The sequence below is a fragment of the Bradyrhizobium sp. USDA3516 genome (genome assembly GCF_057651995.1).
This window is the reverse complement of sequence record NZ_JBYGYN010000015.1, coordinates 157066-174313: the sequence shown is the minus strand read 5'-3', so window position 1 is coordinate 174313 and position 17248 is coordinate 157066. Positions and strand designations below refer to the sequence as shown.

Below are 17248 nucleotides of genomic sequence, written 5' to 3'. Positions count from 1 at the left end.
TGGAGCAAAAGACCTTGCAACCCCTCGACAACCCGTTCGGCACGAGGTTGTCACCCATGTCTCAGGTACGATCTGTTACCTAGGTGTCCGGGCTGGACACAAACGTCAGTGGCGATCCCGGCAGGACTCGAACCTGCAACCCGCGGAGTAGAAATCCGCTACTCTATCCAGTTGAGCTACGGGACCGTCTTGAGTCGGCCGTCTTGAGCCGGCCGGTTTGGGCGGCTGGCGGTTCATGTAGCATGCCAATATGAAAAAATGGGTGTTTCGCCAAGCCTGAACCGAACCGTTTTCCTCCGTGCTGCGACAAAGCGGAACGGTGGGGTGTCAGGGTGCCGGGTTGAGCGGCAGCGGACTGGACGATGGATCACATCGCCGGGAACGCTGAACAGCTTCCGGGACACGGCCGCCGGTCGACTGCCTAGGTGTTGCTGCGCCATCAGGACGGCGTGCGCGGCGATATCTCGGCCGGTCTCCTCAGGGCCTGCCTTTGTCATGGCGAAAGCGACGCTTTGCACCTTCTGGTTCCATCGCCTTGAGTCCGTCACCTTTCCGCGCATTTCATTTGCCGCCGCGGCGTTCGTCCGCGCTTTCCGGGAGTCCTTCATGATCGGTCTTGTTCGCGCCGTCACAATCTGCGCCGCGCTGGCGCTCGGCCTCGTCGCTGCGCAGGCCGCCGACAAGGCGTTCAAGCGCGACGACCTCGCCGATTCCGCGATCAAGCTGGAGGCCCAGATCAAGAGCGAGGCGGGGCCGGTCGCCAAGTCCAACGCGACACTGAAGACGGACGCCGACGCCGCCTTCCGGCGCAATGATTATCGCACCGGCCTTTCGGTGCTCGGCCAGATCGCCGCGACGACGCCCGAGGATGCCGGCAATTGGCTGCGGCTCGCCAAGGTCATCTTCCAGATCTCGCCGAAGAGCTCGAGCGAGCAGACCTTCCTGCTGGAGCGTGCCTCGACCGCGGCTTACATCGCCTACATGCGCGCCGGCAATCCGGGCGAGGAGGCCGACGCGCTCGCCGTGCTCGGCAAGGCGCTGGCCGACCGCAAGCTGTGGCGGCCGGCACTGGATGCGCTGCGGCTGTCGCTCGACATGCGCGAGGTCGCCGACGTCCGCGGGCAATACGAGAAGATGCGCGACGAGCACGGCTTCCGGCTGCTCGACTATACCGTGGACTCGGACTCGGCGAGCCCGCGTGCCTGCTTCCAGTTCTCTGAGGAGCTCGCCAAGCGCACCGATTTCGCGCCGTTCCTGGCGCTCGCCGGGCAGGACAAGCCGGCGCTGACGGCCGAAGGCAAGCAGCTCTGCGTCGACGGGCTGAAGCACGGCGAGCGCTACAACATCAACCTGCGCGCCGGCCTCCCGTCGACGGTGAAGGAGGGGCTGCCGAAATCGGCCGAGTTCAACATTTATGTACGCGACCGCAAGCCATTCGTGCGCTTCACCAGCCGCGCCTATGTGCTGCCCCGGACCGGCCAGCGCGGCATTCCCGTCGTCAGCGTCAACACGCCCGCGGTCAACATCAACGTCTTCCGGATCGGCGACCGCAACCTGATCAACACGGTGGTCGACAGCGATTTCCAGAAGACGCTGTCCAAGTACCAGCTCAGCGAGCTCGGCGACGAGCGCGGCGTCAAGGTCTGGACCGGCGAGCTTGCGACTGCGACGACGCTGAACCAGGACGTCACCACGGCGTTCCCGGTCGACCAGGCGCTCGGGGAGCTCCAGCCCGGTGTCTACGTCATGACGGCGGCGGCGAGGGCCTCGGACGAGGACTACCAGCTCGCCACCCAATGGTTCATCGTCTCCGACCTCGGCATCGCCGCTTACTCCGGCAATGACGGCATCCATGTCTTCGTCAACTCGCTGGCGTCGACCGACCCGGTCGGCAAGGCCGAGGTGCGGCTGGTCGCGCGCAACAACGAGATCCTGGCGACGCGCAAGACCGACGATGCCGGTCACGTGCTGTTCGAGGCCGGCCTTGCGCGCGGAGAGGGCGGATTGTCTCCGGCGATGCTCACCGTTACGGGCGAGAAGGCCGACTATGCCTTCCTGAGCCTGAAGACGTCGGCCTTCGACCTGTCCGACCGCGGCGTTTCGGGGCGCGCCGTGCCCGCCGGCGCCGATGCCTTCGTCTATGCCGAGCGCGGCGTCTACCGCTCCAGCGAGACCGTGTTCCTCACCGCGCTGCTCCGCGACGGGCAGGGCAATGCCGTCACCGGCGGGCCGATGACTTTGGTGGTCGAGCGCCCCGATGGCGTCGAATATCGTCGCGCCGTCTTGGCGGATCAGGGCGCCGGCGGCCGCACGCTGTCCGTGCCGCTCAATTCGGCCGTACCGACCGGCACCTGGCGGGTGCGCGCCTTCACCGATCCGAAGGGAGCTTCGGTCGGCGAGACCACCTTCATGATCGAGGATTACGTTCCCGACCGGATCGAATTCGACTTGTCCGCCAAGGACAAGCTGATCAAAGCTAACGCTCCAGTGGAACTTAAGGCCGACGGTCATTTCCTCTATGGCGCACCGGCCTCAGGGCTTCAGCTCGAAGGCGACATGCTGATCGCGCCCGCGGCCGAGCGGCCCGGCTTTGCCGGCTACAAGTTCGGCGTCGACGACGAGGAGACCACCTCGAACGAGCGCACGCCGCTGGAGAACCTGCCCGAGGCGGACGCCAATGGCGTTGCCACCTTCCCGGTGACGCTGGACAAGCAGCCGGCCTCGACGTGCCCGCAGGAGGCGCAGATCTTCGTCCGCATGGTCGAGACCGGCGGCCGCGCGGTCGAGCGCAAGATCGTGCTGCCGGTCGCGCCCGCCAATGCGCAGATCGGCATCAAGCCGCTGTTCGGCGACAAGAACGTCGCGGAGGGCGACAAGGCCGAATTCGACGTCGTGTTCGTCTCGCCGGAGGGCGAGAAGCTGCGCCGCGACGGCCTGCGCTATGAGCTCCTGAAGATCGAGTCGCGTTACCAGTGGTACCGCCAGAACAATTACTGGGAGTACGAGCCGGTCAAGTCGACCTCCCGCGTCGCCGACGGCGACGTCACTGTTACGGCCGACAAGCCGACGCGGATCTCGCTCACGCCGCAGCCTGGCCGCTACCGGCTCGACGTCAGGTCGAACGAGGCCGACGGCCCGGTGACATCAGTGCAGTTCGACGTCGGCTGGTACTCCGACGGCAGCGCCGACACGCCGGACCTCTTGGAGACCTCGATCGACAAGCCGCAATATTCCTCCGGCGACACCATGACGGTGTCCGTCAACGTCCGCCGCGCCGGCAAGCTGACCATCAACGTGCTCGGCGAGCGGCTGCTGACGACCCAGACCATCGACGTCAAGGAAGGCACCGCGCAGGTCAAGCTCCCGATCGGCAAGGATTGGGGCACGGGCGCCTATGTGGTGGCGACGCTGCGCCGTCCGCTCGATGCCGCCGCCCAGCGCATGCCGGGCCGTGCGATCGGGCTGAAATGGTTCGGCATCGACAAGCAGGCCCGCACGCTGCAGGTGAAGCTGTCGCCGCCTTCGCTGATCCGGCCGAACTCCACGTTGAAGATTCCCGTCAAGCTCGACGGCCTCAATCCGGGCGAGGACGCCAAGGTCGTGATTGCCGCGGTCGATGTCGGCATCCTCAATCTCACCAATTACAAGCCGCCGGCGCCGGACGATTATTATCTTGGCCAGCGCCGCCTGAGTGCGGAGATCCGCGATCTCTACGGCCAGCTGATCGACGGCATGTCGGGCACGCGCGGCCAGATCAAGTCCGGCGGCGACGCCGGTGGCGAGCTCCAGGGCTCGCCGCCCACGCAAAAGCCTCTGGCGCTCTATTCCGGCATCGTCACGGTCGCCGCCGACGGCTCGGCCGAAGTGAGCTTCGATGTTCCGGAGTTCGCGGGAACCGCGCGCGTGATGGCGGTGGCGTGGACCGCGACCAAGCTCGGCCGCGCCAATACCGACGTCGTGATCCGCGATCCCGTGGTGCTGACGACGACGCTGCCGCGCTTCCTGCTCAATGGCGACCACGGCACGGTCAACCTCGAGATCGACAATGTCGAGGGCCAGGCCGGCGACTACGTCATCAACGTGAAGACGGGTGGCCCGGTGAAGATGACCGGCAATCCCGCGACCACGGTGAAGCTGGCCGCCAAGCAGCGCAATTCGTTCTCGCTCGCGCTCGATGCGACCGCGGCGGGGCAGGCGACGCTCGACGTCGACATCAAGGGCCCGAATGGCCTTGTGCTGGCGCGTCACTATGCGTTCGACGTCAAGCCGGCCACACAGGTGCTGGCGCGGCGCTCGATCCGGACGCTGGCGAAGGGCGAGAGCCTGACGCTGACCTCGGACATGTTCTCCGACCTCGTGCCAGGCACCGGCAGTGTCTCGGTTTCGGCCAGCCTGTCGACCGCGCTCGATGCGGCAACGATCCTGAAAGCGCTCGACCGCTATCCCCACGGCTGCTCGGAGCAGATCACGAGCCGGGCGATGCCGCTGCTCTATGTCAACGAGCTCGCGGCCGGCGCGCATCTTGCCATGGACACCGAGGTCGACCAGCGCATCCGCGATGCGATCGAGCGGCTGCTGGCGCGGCAGGGCTCGAACGGCTCGTTCGGCCTGTGGATGGCCGGCGGCGACGATGCCTGGCTCGATGCCTACGTGACGGACTTCCTCACCCGCGCCCGCGAGAAGGGCTTTGCGGTGCCGGACGTGCTGTTCAAGAACGCGCTGGACCGCATCCGCAACTCCGTCGTCAATGCCGATGAGCCGGAGAAGGACGGTGGCCGCGATCTCGCCTACGGCCTCTACGTGCTCGCGCGTAACGGCGCAGCTCCGATCGGCGATCTCCGCTATCTCGCCGATACCAAGCTTGCCAACCTCGCGACCCCAATCGCGAAATCGCAGCTTGCGGCGGCGCTGGCCCTGGTCGGCGACCGCAACCGCGCCGAGCGAGTCTATGGCGCCGCGCTTGACAGCCTCGCACCCAAGCCGGCGCTGGAATTCGGCCGCACCGACTATGGCTCGCAGCTGCGCGATGCCGCAGCATTGGTGTCGCTCGCCAGCGAAGGCAACGCGCCGAGGGCGACGCTGACGCAGGCGGTGTCGCGGGTCGAGTCCGCCCGCGGGCTGACGCCCTACACCTCCACGCAGGAGAATGCGTGGCTGGTGCTGGCGGCGCGGGCGCTCGCCAAGGAGAACCTGTCGCTCGAGGTCGACGGCCAGCCGGTCAAGACTGCGCTGTACCGCAGTTATAAGTCGGACAGCCTGAGCGGCAAGCCGCTGAAGATCACCAACACCGGCGATGCGCCGGTCCAGGCGGTCGTCTCGGTATCGGGCTCGCCGGTGACGCCGGAGCCGGCGGCGTCCAACGGCTTCAAGATCGAGCGCAGCTACTATACGCTCGACGGCAAGCCCGCCGACATCAGCAAGGTCAAGCAGAACCAGCGCTTTGCGGTGGTGCTGAAGATCACCGAGGCCAAGCCCGAATACGGCCATATCATGGTGGCTGACTATCTCCCGGCGGGCCTCGAAATCGACAATCCGAACCTGGTTTCGTCCGGCGACAGCGGCACGCTGGACTGGATCGAGGACGGCGAGGAGCCGGAACATACCGAATTCCGCGACGACCGCTTCACCGCGGCCGTGGACCGGGCCTCCGATTCCAAGTCAGTCTTCACGCTCGCCTATGTCGTGCGCGCGGTATCGCCCGGCAAATACGTGCTGCCGCAGGCCTTTGTCGAGGACATGTACAATCCCTCGCGCTATGGCCGGACCGGCACGGGGACGGTCGAGGTGCGGGCGGCGAAGTGAGTGAGATGAGCGAGGCCGAGCGACAGACACCGTCGTCATGCCCGGGCTTGACCCGCCTGCGCGGTCGAAGCCGCTACGGCGCGGAGAAGGCCCGGGCATCCACGGCCGCGCCGGCGGTGGGGGTTGGCGTGGATGGCCGGGTCAAGCCCCGCCATGACGTGCTGAGAGGGCGGATCGCCTTTCGTCTTCTCTCCGCCGCGGCGCTCACCTTCATCCTCGCCGTCGTCGGTTTCGTTGCCTGGGTCTACTCGCTCGGCCCGCTCCCGCTCGACGAAGCCCGCCAGGTCTCCACCACCATCGTCGATCGCAACGGCAAGCTGCTGCGCGCCTATGCGATGGCGGATGGGCGCTGGCGGTTGCCGGTCGATGCCAGGACCAACGTCGATCCGACCTATCTGAAACTGCTGTTCGCCTATGAGGACCAGCGCTTCTACGCCCATGACGGCATCGATCCGCTGGCGCTTGGGCGCGCCGGCTTGCAGCTCGCAACGCGTGGCCACATCGTCTCGGGCGGCTCGACCATTACGATGCAGCTGGCCCGTCTGATGGAGCCGCGGCGGCAGCGCTCGCTTTACGCAAAATTGCGGCAGATCGTGCGCGCGATCGAGATCGAGCGCAGCATGAGCAAGGAGCAGATCCTCGATCTCTATCTGGCGCTCGCGCCCTATGGCGGCAATCTCGAAGGCATCCGCGCGGCGTCGATCGCCTATCTCGGCAAGGAGCCGAAGCGGCTGTCGTTGGCGGAGGCTGCACTGCTGGTCGCGTTGCCGCAATCGCCGGAGACGCGCCGGCTGGATCGCTTCCCGGAGGCTGCGCGCAAGGCGCGCGACCGCGTGCTCGACCGCATGGTCGAGGAGCACGTGGTCAGCACTGAGGACGCCAATCAGGCCAAGGCGGTGCCGGTGCCGAAACTGCGCAAGCCGATGCCGATCCTGGCGCCGCATGCCTCCGACTCCGCGCTGTCGACGGTCAAGGACACGCCGATCATCAAGCTGACGCTCGATGCGAGCCTGCAGAAGGTGCTGGAGCCGTTGGCGCGCGACCGCGCGATCGCCCTGGGTCCGAACATCTCGGTCGGCATCGTCGTGGTCGACAATGAGAGCGGCGACGTGCTCGCCCGCGTCGGCTCGGCCGATTATTTCGACGAGAGCCGGGCAGGCCAGGTCGACATGACCCGCGCCATCCGCTCGCCAGGCTCGACGCTCAAGCCCTTCATCTACGGGCTCGCCTTCGAGGACGGCTTTGTCCATCCCGACAGTCTGATCGACGACCGCCCGGTCCGCTTCGGCTCCTACGCGCCGGAAAATTTCGACATGACCTTTCAGGGCACGGTGCCGGTGAGGAAGGCGCTGCAATTGTCGCTGAACGTGCCGGCCATCGTGCTGCTCGACCGCGTCGGCTCGAGCCGGCTGACCTCGCGGCTGCGGCAGGCCGGCGGCAACCTCATCCTGCCCAAGGACGAAGCGCCCGGCCTCGCCATGGGCCTCGGCGGCGTCGGCGTGACGCTCCAGGATCTGGCCCAGCTCTATGCCGGCTTCGCCCGCCTCGGGACCACCAAGCCGCTGCGCGAGATCGTCACGGACAGGGACGATCGCGAGCCGCTGCGTCTGCTGGACCAGGTCGCAGCCTGGCAGGTCGGCAACGTCCTGCTCGGCACGCCTCCGCCCGAGAACGCCGTCCACAACCGCATCGCCTTCAAGACCGGCACCTCCTACGGCTATCGCGACGCCTGGTCGGTCGGCTTCGACGGCCGCATGACCATCGGCGTCTGGGTCGGCCGTCCGGACGGGGCGCCGGTTCCCGGCCTGATCGGACGCGTCGCCGCAGCGCCCATCCTGTTCGATGCCTTCGCCCGCAGCGGCAAGACGCTGACCGCCCTGCCGAAGCCGCCCAAGGGAACCCCGGTCGCGAGCAACGCGAAACTGCCGCTGCCCTTGAAGCGGTTCCGTCCCGTCGGCGAACTGGTGCGAAGCGGGGGCGAGCAGCCGCTGCACATCCAGTTTCCCCTCAACGGCTCGCGGATCGACGTCGATCGATCGGGTGGCCGGGAGAGCGCGGCCATGCCGGTCAAGGTCGCCGGCGGCGTGCTGCCCATGACCGTCATGGTTAACGGCACCGCGCTCGGCGAGATCGACGGCCGCCGTCAGCGACTGATCGATCCGCCCGGCCCGGGCTTTGCACGGCTCACCGTGATCGACGCCACGGGCGCCGCGGACACAGTCGTCATTCGAATTCAATGACCCTGCCTCAAGCGGTTGTGGCGATGGCGGTTTCAGCGTAAGCGGAACCAATGGCCGAGACCTACCCAAGCCCCCGTTTTGGAGCCCCCCGCGAGTCGAAATCGCCCGCAAATCCGGGCAGCGGGCTCGTGCGCATGCTCGACATCGTCACGGCCAGCCACCCGCGCGCGGTCGGCTTCCTGGTGCTGTGTGCGCTGCTGCTGTTCCTGCCGGGCTTCTTCACCATCCCGCCGATCGACCGCGATGAGGCCCGGTTTGCGCAGGCCACCAAGCAGATGGTGGAGAGCGGCGACTATGTCGACATCCGCTTTCAGGAGGACGTCCGCTACAAGAAGCCGGTCGGCATCTACTGGTTGCAATCGGCAACCGTCGAAGCCGCCTCGATGCTCAAGCTGCCGAAGGCCGAATTGCGCATCTGGGTTTACCGGCTGCCGTCGCTGATGGGCGCGATCGGCGCCGTGCTGATGACCTATTGGGCCGCGCTCGGATTCATCACACGGCGCGCCGCGGTTCTGGCGGCGCTGATGATGAGCGCTTCCGTGCTGCTCGGCGTCGAGGCGCGCCTGGCCAAGACCGACGCCATGCTGCTGCTCTGTGTGGTCGCCGCGATGGGGGCGATGGCGCGAGCCTATCTGTCCTGGCAGCGCGCCGAGGACGAGACGCATCCGCCCTGGAGCTGGCCGGCGATCTTCTGGACCGCACTCGCGGTGGGCATCCTGATCAAGGGCCCGCTGATCCTGATGTTCGCAGGCCTGACCATCGTCGCGCTCGCGATCCAGGACCGCGACGCCTCCTGGCTGTGGAAGCTGCGGCCGGTCTGGGGCCTGATGTGGATGCTGGTGCTGGTGCTGCCCTGGTTCGTCGCGATCTTCTGGCGCGCGGGCGAGACCTTCTTCACCACCTCCGTCGGCGGCGACATGCTGAGCAAGCTCGGCGCCCAGGAATCCCACGGCGCACCGCCCGGACTGTACCTGGCTCTGTTCTGGATCACGTTCTGGCCAGGTGCGCCGCTGGCGGCGATGGCGGCGCCCGCGGTGTGGCGGGCCCGCCGCGAGCCCGGCGCGCAGTTCCTGCTGGCCTGGCTGATCCCGTCCTGGATCGTGTTCGAGGCGGTGCTGACCAAGCTGCCGCATTACGTGCTGCCGCTGTATCCGGCGATCGCGATCCTGACCGCAGGCGCGGTCGAGCAGCGCGTGCTGTCGCGTTCCTGGTTGGCGCGCGGTTCGGCCTGGTGGTTCGCGATTCCCGCGGCCGCCTCGATCATCGCGGTCGTCGGGGCGGTGATCCTGACGCGGCAGCCGGCCTTCGTGGCCTGGCCATTCTTCGCGGCTGCGCTGATCTTCGGCCTGTTCGCCTGGTGGCTCTACGACAACAATCGCGCCGAGCGCTCGCTGCTCAATGCGCTGGTCGCCGCGCTGATGCTGGCGGTGGCCGTCTACGGCATCGTGCTGCCGTCATTGACGCCGCTGTTTCCGAGCATCGAAATCGCGCGCGCGCTGCGCAATGTCACCTGCGTCGGGCCGAAGGCGGCTGCGGCTGGTTATCACGAGCCTAGTCTCGTCTTTCTGGTAGGCACCCGAACCTTGCTCACCGACGGTTCCGGTGCCGCCGATTTCCTCGGGCAGGGCAGCTGCCGCTTCGCGCTGATCGAGCAGCGCTCGGAGCGCAGCTTCGCGCAGCGCGCCGAGGCGATCGGGTTGCGCTACAAGGTCGGCACGCGTATCGACGGCTATAATTTCTCGCAAGGGCGCGCGATCTCGATCTCGATCTTCCGCTCGGAAGGTACCGAATAGGATGCGGACTCCGACCGACATGACACCGCATGCCGGCTATCCCGCGCAATTGCTCGCGGTGTCCTGGCGCGCGCTGGCGCAGCTTGTGCGGTCGCCCTCGCATTCGCGCCGCGCCGAGGCCGCCCGGAAGCTGGCGCGCCACTCGCTGTGGCTTGCCATGGCAGGTGCAGCGCTCGTCATCGTGCTGATGGTCGCGTTCGATCACACCGAAATCCTGCTGATGCCGCCGCGCGGCACGCCGAGCCTGTGGCCGATCCGCATCCTGACCGATTTCGGCAAGGACGAGTATATCCTCTCGGTGCTGGGGGCTGCGCTGGTGCTGCTGGCGCTCGTCGCGACCGGGCTGCGCGGGAGCCGCCGCGCGCTGCTGCTCGGCCTCGGCACGCGGCTGCAATTCCTGTTTCTGTCGGTTGCCGTGTCAGCCTTCGTCGCCGAGATCCTGAAATATGTCATCGGCCGCGGACGTCCGTTCGTTGGCGGCAAGGCCAATCCGTTCAACTTCGTCCCGTTCGAGGGGACGGGGGCTTATGCCAGCCTGCCGTCAGGCCACGCCGTGGCCGCGTTCGCCCTGGCGTTTGCCGTCTCGGCACTGTGGCCGCGTCTGCGCGTCTTCATGTTCACTTACGCAATCGTGATCGTGCTGACGCGCCTGGTGTTGCTGGCCCATCATCCGAGCGACGTGGTCGCCGGCGCTCTGGTCGGAACGGTCGGCGCCATGGCCGTCCGTTACTGGTTCGCGGCCCGAAGGCTCGGATTTGCCATCCGTGCGGACGGCACCATCGTGCCGCTTTCGGGGACGTTTTCCGACCGCCTCAAAAGGGTTGCCCACCGGGCATCCGCCCCATAAAAGCGGCTGCCTGCCGGGACCGCCGGTTCCCTCGGGCAGGTCAATTTGGGCAGGCCAATTCCAACCACGAGCCTCGATTTGTCGACGTCTCAGCCTTCGGTTTCCATCGTTGTTCCCGTGCGCAACGAAGCCGACAACATCGCGCCGCTGATCGCGGAGATCGGCGCGGCACTCGATGGCCGCTGGCCCTACGAGATCATCTACGTCAACGACGGCTCGACCGACGCCACCGGCGAGCGGCTTGGCGCGATCATGAAACAGCGGAGCAATCTGCGTCAGATTCGCCACACACGATCGGGCGGCCAGTCGGCGGCCGTGCGCAGCGGCGTACGCGCGGCGCGCGGAGAGATCGTGGCGACGCTCGATGGCGACGGCCAGAACAATCCGGCCTTCCTGCCCGATCTGATCGCGGCGGTCGAGAAGGGGGCAGGGCGCGTCGGCCTCGCGGCCGGCCAGCGGATCGGACGCAAGGATACCGGCTTCAAGAAATTCCAGTCGCGCGTCGCCAACGGTGTTCGCAACGCCATCCTGAAGGATGGCACGCGCGACACCGGCTGCGGGCTGAAGGCGTTCCGCCGCGACGTTTTCCTGATGCTGCCTTATTTCGACGGGCTGCATCGCTTCCTTCCCGCGTTGGTCCGCCGCGAAGGCTACGACATCGCCTATGTCGACGTGATCGACCGGCCGCGCCATTCGGGCGTGTCCAACTATGGTTTCTTCGACCGGCTGTGGATCGGCATCATGGATCTCGCCGGCGTGTGGTGGCTGATCCGCCGCAAGAAGCCGACGCCAGAAGTGACCGAGGTGGACGCATGATCATTCAATACGGTCAGGCGCTAAGCAATTATCTCTATGACGTCTTCGTCGCCAAATTCGACTTCTGGCTGGCATTCGGCCTGGTTGCGCAGCTGTTCTTCACGGCGCGCTTCCTGGTGCAGTGGATCGCGAGCGAGCGCGCCGGCAACAGCGTGGTGCCGATGGCGTTCTGGTTCTGCTCGATGGGCGGCGGGCTGATGACGCTGGTCTATGGCGTCGTGAAGCGCGAGCCCGTCATCATCCTCGGACAGTCGCTCGCGACCATCATCTATATCAGAAACATCATGCTGATCTGGAAGAACCGCGGCACCGCCTCGAAGACGCTGGACCGCTGATCCAGCGTTCGGCTCCGCTTGTTGAAGCCCGGCACATTACTGGGCGCGATGCCCGATCCTGATGCTCACATGGCCGCTTTGAGGGCAGCGAAGCCGCGATCGAGATCGGCCTTGAGATCGTGGGTGCTCTCGAGCCCGATGTGGAGACGCAGCGTCGGGCCGCCGGGCGCCCATTTGGTCGCGGTGCGATAGGCATCGCAATCGAACGGAATCGCAAGGCTCTCGAACCCGCCCCAGGAAAAGCCCATGCCGAACAGTCTTAGCGTGTTGAGCATGGTGTCGACGGCCTGCTGGGACGCCGGCTTCAGCACGATGCTGAACAGGCCCGAGGCGCCGGTGAAGTCGCGCTTCCAGATCGCATGACCCGGATCGGACTCGAGCCCGGGATGCAGCACGCGCGCAACCTCAGGCCTGCCAGCGAGCCAGCGCGCCATCTCGAGCCCGGAGCGATGATGCTGCGCGAGCCGCACCGACAGCGTGCGCAGGCCGCGCAGCGCCAGGAAGACGTCGTCGGGGCCGGCACAGACGCCGAGCAGGCGGATGCCTTCGGCAATCATCGGCCAGGCCTTGGCGTTGGCCGAGATGGTGCCGAACATGATGTCGGAATGGCCGCCGATATATTTCGTGGCGGCCTGCATGCTGATGTCGACACCCTGTTCCAGCGAGCGGTGATAGAGCGGCGTCGCCCAGGTGTTGTCGTCGATGACGAGCGCGCCACGCCCATGTGCGACTTCGGCGATGGCGCGGATGTCGGGCATCTCGAACGACTGCGAGCCCGGCGCCTCCACCAGGACGGCCCGGGTGTTGGACTTGAACAGCTTGTCGATGCCGGCGCCGATCAGCGGATCGAAATAGGTGGTCTCGATGCCGTAGCGGGTCAGCATGCCGTTGCAGAAATTGCGCGAGGGCCGATAGATGTTGTCGACCACCAGGATGTGGTCGCCCGCCTTCAGCACCGAGAGCAGGGTGGTGGAGATCGCCGACAGCCCCGACGGCACGATGCCGACGCCGGCGCATTGCGGCCCCTCCAGCGCCATCAGGGTCTCCTGGAACGCCTTGGTGGTTGGGGAACCGTGACGGCCATAGGTGAACTCGCCGCGGTGGGCATGCAAGTCCTCCGCGGTCGGATAGAGCACAGTCGAGCCGTGGAAGACCGGCGGATTGACGAACCCCTTCTGCGCCTTGGTGTCGCGGCCGGAGGTGACCAGCCGGGTCTCGGCGTGCTGCTCTTGGGGGTGCGAAGAATCCATGCGTCTGCTTTCAAAACCGCGTTTCCACCGGACGCATCGCGCCCCTGGGCCGGCCCGAAAGGCCGCGGTCGTTAATAACAGAACACAGAAGAGTCCCGTCAACCCCTTGACCCGGCTCGCCAGTCGTTCTGTGATGCGCAGGTGCTATTCAGTCGCCGCATGTTGAGGGGCCTGCCGCGACCTTCGATCCATTGCCTGACCGGACGTCGCGTCGCAGCCAAGAGATGGCGGACGCCGGCGGCGGGGATGAAGGTATGGCCTCCCGAGATCGGCGAGTGTTCGGCAAGGTTTTCCAGCATGACTCTTGCAAGGCCAGGCTCTTGAAGGACCTGGCCTGGCAGAGACGATCCTAAGACAACATTCCTGACCTTGAGACGACCTTGAAAGGCCCAAAGCCCATGAAACGCGTAACCCTGGCTCTCTCCCTTGCTCTCGCCGCCGGCCTCACCGCCCAAGCCGCCGATGCGCAAACGCTCAAGACCGTCAAGGATCGGGGCATGGTGTCCTGCGGCGTCAGCCAGGGCCTGCCCGGCTTCTCCTCGCCCGACGACAAGGGCAACTGGACCGGCATCGACGTCGACGTCTGCCGCGCCATTGCCGGTGCGATCTTCAACGATCCGACCAAGGTCAAGTTCGTGCCGCTGTCCGCCAAGGACCGCTTCACCGCGCTGCAATCCGGCGAGATCGATGTGCTCTCGCGCAACACCACCTGGACCATCTCGCGCGACACCTCGCTCGGCGCCAATTTCACCGGCGTGACCTATTACGACGGGCAGGGCTTCATGGTGAAGAAGTCGCTCAAGGTGAATTCGGCGCTCGAGCTCAACAGCGCATCGGTCTGCGTGCAGACCGGCACCACCACCGAGCAGAATCTCGCCGACTACTTCAAGGCCAACAACATGAAGTACGAGGTGATCGCGTTCGCCACCAACGACGAAACCGTCAAGGCCTATGAAGCCGGCCGCTGCGACGTCTTCACCACCGACCAGTCGGGCCTGTACGCCAACCGCCTCAAGCTCGCCAGCCCCAACGACCACATGGTGCTGCCCGAGATCATCTCGAAGGAGCCGCTCGGCCCGATGGTGCGGCACGGCGACGACCAGTGGTTCGACATCGTGAAATGGACGCTGTTCGCGATGCTCACCGCCGAAGAGCTCGGCGTGACCTCGAAGAACATCGACGAGAAGGCGAAGCTGGAAAATCCCGAGCTGAAGCGCGTGCTCGGCAGCGACGGCAATTTCGGCGAACAGCTCGGCCTGACCAAGGATTGGGTGGTGCGGATCGTCAAGACCGTCGGCAATTACGGCGAGGTGTTCGATCGCAACGTCGGCGCCGGTTCGCCGCTCGGCATCAATCGCGGTGTCAACAATCTCTGGAACAAGGGCGGTCTCCAGTACGCGCCGCCGATCCGCTGATCAGCCCTGATCGGCCGGCAGCGGCATGAGCACCGAGGCTCGAAAACCGCCGCCCCAGATCGCGCTGAAGATCCGGCGCATTCTGGGCGGCAAGGCAGGCTGGAACGGCGTTGCCGTCCAGTTTGCCTTCGCGGCGATCCTGGGCTGGATCGGCTACGAGATCGTCTCCAATGCGCGGGCCAATCTCGAGAACCAGCACATCGCCGCCGGCTTCGGCTTCCTCAGGAACAATGCCGGCTTCGACGTCAACCAGACCCTGATCTCCTACACCGGCTCGGACACGTTCCTGCGCGTGTTCGTGGTCGGGCTGTTGAACACGCTCGTGGTCTCCGTGGTGGGCATCGTCTTCGCCACGGTGCTCGGATTCATCGTCGCGCTGTGCCGGCTGTCGCCCAATTGGCTGCTGTCGCGGATCGGCGAGATCTATGTCGAGGTCATCCGCAACCTGCCGCTGCTGTTCCAGATCCTGTTCTGGTATCTGGCGGTGCTCGCGGCCTTGCCCAATCCGCGGCAGAGCATTTCCCTGTTCGGCATTGCCTTCATCAGCAATCGGGGCCTCGTCATTCCCAGCCCGATCGGTCAGAGCGGTCTCGCGCCGTTCCTCGCGGTGCTGGCGCTCGGCATCGTCGCCTCGCTGGCCCTGCACTTCCACGCAAGGCGAGCACTGTTTCAGCGCGGGCAGGTGATCCGCATCTGGCCTTCCGTGCTGGCCCTGCTGTTCGGGCTTCCGCTGGCCACGGTGCTGGTGTTCGGCCTGCCGTTCACCTTCGAGCTGCCGCAGCTGAGGGGGTTCAACTTCGCCGGCGGCTCACGCATCATCCCGGAGTTCGTCGCGCTGACGGTGGCGCTGTCGACCTATACCGCCGCCTTCATCGCCGAGATCGTGCGCGCCGGCATCCTGTCCGTTCACAAGGGGCAGATGGAGGCGGGATCTTCGCTCGGCCTCAGCCGCGGCGCCACGCTCCGTCTCATCGTCGTGCCGCAGGCCATGCGCGTCATCGTGCCGCCGCTGACCAACCAATACCTCAATCTCACCAAGAACTCATCGCTGGCGGTCGCGATCGGCTATCCTGACCTGGTGTCGGTGTTTGCCGGCACGTCGCTGAGCCAGACCGGGCAGGCGATCGAGATCATCGCCATGACGATGGGCGTGTATCTCCTGATCTCGCTCCTCACCAGCGCGATCATGAGCGTCTACGGTTGGCGCGTCAGCCGGAGTCTCGGCGCATGAGCGATGTCATGTCATCCAACTTCGTCCGCGAGGATCTGCTCGCCGAGCGTCCGGCGCCGGTGAAGACGACGGGCTTCATCGGCCTGATGCGCACGCGCCTGTTCAACTCGCCGACCAACATCCTGCTGACGATCCTCGGCGCCTTGCTGCTCTGGTTCACCATCGTTCCCTCCGTCAAGTTCCTGATGGTCGATGCGGTCTGGAGCGGTAAGGACCGCACCGCGTGCCTCGCCGAGAACGCCGGCTTTGCGGTCGGCGCCTGCTGGCCCTACATCCAGGCGAAGCTCCCGCAACTGATCTACGGCTTCTATCCCGAGGCCGAGCGCTGGCGGGTGAACTTGACGCTGTTGCTCGCAGTCGTCCTGCTGTTGCCGCTGCTGATTCCGCGGCTGCCGGCCAAGAGCCTGAACGCCGGCCTGTTCTTCGTCGCCTTTCCGGTGGTGGCATTCTTCCTGCTGCACGGCGGCGGCATCAAGGGCTTCGGGCTGAGCTGGACGGCCGGCCTGTTGCAATTGTTCGACGAGAGCATCGTCGGCGCCGGACAGGCGCTGCTCACCTCGAGCAGGACCTCCGCGGTCGGTCCGCTGCTGTGGGCGCTGGGGAGCCTCATCGTGCTGCTCGGCACGGTGATCCATTGGCTGATCTTTCCGCTCACCTGGCTGCGCGATTACATCCAGGGCACCGGCCAGTCGGTCTGGGCGGATTTCGGCGTCACAGCTGCGATCGTCTGCCTGATCGCCTTCGTTCTCGGCGGCGGCGTTCGCACCGGCGGGCGGGCTCTGGCGTCGAGCATCGCCACCTTCATCGCCATCGCCATCGTCATCAGGCTGATGGATCTCGATCACGGCGGATTGCCGATCGTAACGACGAATCTGTGGGGTGGCCTCCTGGTGACGCTGGTCGTCTCCGTCACTGGCATCGTCACCTCGCTGCCGATCGGCATCGCGCTCGCGCTCGGGCGCCGCTCGACCATTCCCCTGATCCGGATCTTCTCGATCGCCTTCATCGAGTTCTGGCGCGGCGTGCCGCTGATCACCGTGCTGTTCTTCGCAACCTACATGCTGCCGCTGTTCCTTCCCGGCAATTTCACCGTCGACGGCTTGGTGCGTGCGCTGATCGGCATCGCGCTGTTCACCGGCGCCTATCAGGCCGAGAATGTCCGCGGCGGGCTCGCGGCGATCCCGCGCGGGCAGAGCGAGGCGGCCGCCGCCCTCGGGCTGTCCTGGTGGAAGACGACCTCGCTGATCGTGCTGCCGCAGGGGCTGCGGCACGTCATTCCGAACCTCGTCAACAGCTTCATCTCGCTGTTCAAGGACACCTCGCTGGTCTCGATCGTCGCGCTGTTCGATCTGCTCGGCTCGCTGCGCGCCTCGTTCGCGGATCCGAAATGGTCGACGCCGTCGACGGCGTTCACCGGCTTCGCCTTCGCCGGGATCATCTACTTCCTGTTCTGCTTCGGCATGTCGCGCTATTCCTTGTTCGTCGAGCATCGCCTCAACGCCCACCGCCGCAACTGATC

At 66.1% G+C, this 17248-nt stretch carries 10 protein-coding genes and 1 tRNA gene; 9 read left to right on the top strand and 2 right to left on the bottom strand.

What is annotated here, in order from left to right:
* Positions 1–109 precede the first annotated feature (109 nt).
* Positions 110–186, bottom strand: a tRNA-Arg gene (locus AC24YW_RS34730).
* 420 nt (positions 187–606) lie between these two features.
* Here AC24YW_RS34730 and AC24YW_RS34725 point away from each other — a divergent pair.
* The 6 genes from AC24YW_RS34725 (at position 607) to AC24YW_RS34700 (ending at position 11833) form a co-directional block, all read left to right on the top strand.
* Positions 607–5802 carry an alpha-2-macroglobulin family protein gene (locus AC24YW_RS34725; RefSeq protein ID WP_487486917.1) on the top strand — a complete coding sequence of 1732 codons (5196 nt, stop codon included), beginning with the start codon at positions 607–609 and terminating at the stop codon, positions 5800–5802.
* Between the two features lie 128 nt (positions 5803–5930).
* A complete protein-coding gene (gene pbpC, locus AC24YW_RS34720) occupies positions 5931–8042 on the top strand; it encodes a penicillin-binding protein 1C (protein ID WP_487486916.1) in 2112 nt (703 codons plus the stop codon).
* A 50-nt stretch (positions 8043–8092) separates the two neighbouring features.
* Complete coding sequence (locus AC24YW_RS34715) at positions 8093–9835, top strand: ArnT family glycosyltransferase (protein WP_487486915.1); 1743 nt, start codon at positions 8093–8095, stop codon at positions 9833–9835.
* Between the two features lies 1 nt (position 9836).
* A complete protein-coding gene (locus tag AC24YW_RS34710; RefSeq protein WP_487486914.1) occupies positions 9837–10682 on the top strand; it encodes a phosphatase PAP2 family protein in 846 nt (281 codons plus the stop codon).
* A gap of 78 nt (positions 10683–10760) precedes the next feature.
* Positions 10761–11498 carry a glycosyltransferase family 2 protein gene (locus AC24YW_RS34705; RefSeq protein WP_487486913.1) on the top strand — a complete coding sequence of 246 codons (738 nt, stop codon included), beginning with the start codon at positions 10761–10763 and terminating at the stop codon, positions 11496–11498.
* On the top strand, positions 11495–11833 hold the full coding sequence (locus AC24YW_RS34700) for a lipid-A-disaccharide synthase N-terminal domain-containing protein (protein ID WP_025036223.1): 339 nt from the start codon (positions 11495–11497) through the stop codon (positions 11831–11833). Before AC24YW_RS34705 ends, AC24YW_RS34700 begins: the two co-directional genes overlap by 4 nt.
* Before the next feature lie 65 nt (positions 11834–11898).
* Here the strand turns inward: AC24YW_RS34700 and metC are convergent, their stop codons facing one another.
* The gene (gene metC / locus AC24YW_RS34695; protein WP_487486912.1) at positions 11899–13083 is read right to left on the bottom strand and encodes a cystathionine beta-lyase; all 1185 of its coding nucleotides are present in this window, start codon (positions 13081–13083) and stop codon (positions 11899–11901) included.
* A gap of 398 nt (positions 13084–13481) precedes the next feature.
* On the opposite strand from metC, the gene AC24YW_RS34690 reads away from it, so the two are divergent.
* Genes AC24YW_RS34690 through AC24YW_RS34680 form a run of 3 tightly spaced genes read left to right on the top strand, consistent with a single transcriptional unit; the run spans position 13482 to position 17246 of the window.
* Entirely contained in the window at positions 13482–14498 is a 1017-nt protein-coding gene (locus AC24YW_RS34690) for an amino acid ABC transporter substrate-binding protein (protein ID WP_487486911.1), read from the top strand.
* A 25-nt stretch (positions 14499–14523) separates the two neighbouring features.
* A complete protein-coding gene (locus AC24YW_RS34685) occupies positions 14524–15729 on the top strand; it encodes an amino acid ABC transporter permease (RefSeq protein WP_487486910.1) in 1206 nt (401 codons plus the stop codon).
* A complete protein-coding gene (locus AC24YW_RS34680) occupies positions 15726–17246 on the top strand; it encodes an amino acid ABC transporter permease (protein WP_487486909.1) in 1521 nt (506 codons plus the stop codon). Before AC24YW_RS34685 ends, AC24YW_RS34680 begins: the two co-directional genes overlap by 4 nt.
* Positions 17247–17248: the final 2 nt, after the last annotated feature.